General features: G+C 57.9%; 1 protein-coding gene. It reads left to right on the plus strand.

Going from position 1 to position 1,356, the window contains the following annotated elements; all coding sequences use genetic code 11:
• Positions 1-50: 50 nt before the first annotated feature.
• On the plus strand, positions 51-1,356 hold a 1,306-nt coding region (locus tag FPQ13_RS13060; protein WP_246065539.1), incomplete at its 3' end, for an AMP-binding protein.

A 1,356-nucleotide genomic window follows, 5' to 3' on the forward strand; every position in this document is an offset into this window, starting at 1 on the left:
ACATTACCTACGCCGAGTACTTCGAGATGAGCGTTCGGCTGGCAGAAGCTATGAAGCGCTATGGGCTGAATACAAACCATCGGATCGTGGTGTGCAGCGAGAATAGCTTGCAGTTCTTCATGCCCGTGTTGGGTGCCCTGTTCATCGGTGTGGCTGTGGCCCCAGCTAACGACATCTACAACGAGCGCGAGCTGCTGAACAGCATGGGCATCAGCCAGCCCACCGTCGTATTCGTGAGCAAGAAAGGGCTGCAAAAGATCCTCAACGTGCAAAAGAAGCTACCGATCATACAAAAGATCATCATCATGGATAGCAAGACCGACTACCAGGGCTTCCAAAGCATGTACACCTTCGTGACTTCCCATTTGCCACCCGGCTTCAACGAGTACGACTTCGTGCCCGAGAGCTTCGACCGGGACAAAACCATCGCCCTGATCATGAACAGTAGTGGCAGTACCGGATTGCCCAAGGGCGTAGCCCTACCGCACCGCACCGCTTGTGTCCGATTCAGTCATGCCCGCGACCCCATCTTCGGCAACCAGATCATCCCCGACACCGCTATCCTCAGCGTGGTGCCATTTCACCACGGCTTCGGCATGTTCACCACGCTGGGCTACTTGATCTGCGGCTTTCGGGTCGTGCTCATGTACCGCTTCGAGGAGGAGCTATTCTTGCGCAGCTTGCAAGACTATAAGATTCAATCTGCCCTGCTGGTGCCCACACTATTTAGCTTCTTCGCTAAGAGCACTCTCATCGACAAGTACGACCTAAGCAACTTGCACGAGATCGCCAGCGGCGGGGCGCCGCTCAGCAAGGAGGTAGGTGAGGCCGTGGCCAAACGCTTCCACCTACCAGGCATCCGCCAGGGCTACGGCCTGACAGAAACAACCAGCGCCATTCTGATCACCCCCGAAGGGGACGACAAGCCTGGCGCAGTAGGCAAGGTGGTGCCCTTCTTCGAGGCTAAGGTGGTGGACTTGGACACCGGTAAGACACTGGGTGTGAACCAGCGCGGCGAGCTGTGCGTCCGTGGCCCCATGATCATGAGCGGCTACGTTAACAACCCCGAGGCTACAAACGCTCTCATCGACAAGGACGGCTGGCTGCACAGCGGCGACATCGCCTACTGGGACGAGGACGAGCACTTCTTCATCGTGGACCGGCTGAAGAGCCTGATCAAATACAAGGGCTACCAGGTAGCCCCAGCCGAACTGGAGAGCATCCTGCTGCAACACCCCAACATCTTCGACGCCGGGGTCGCCGGCCTGCCCGACGACGATGCCGGCGAGCTGCCCGCCGCAGTCGTCGTGCTGGAACACGGTAAAACCATGACCGAGAAGGAGATCGTGGACTATG

The sequence above is a fragment of the Allobacillus salarius genome (assembly GCF_007559425.1).
GTDB lineage: Bacteria > Bacillota > Bacilli > Bacillales > Alkalibacillaceae > Allobacillus > Allobacillus salarius.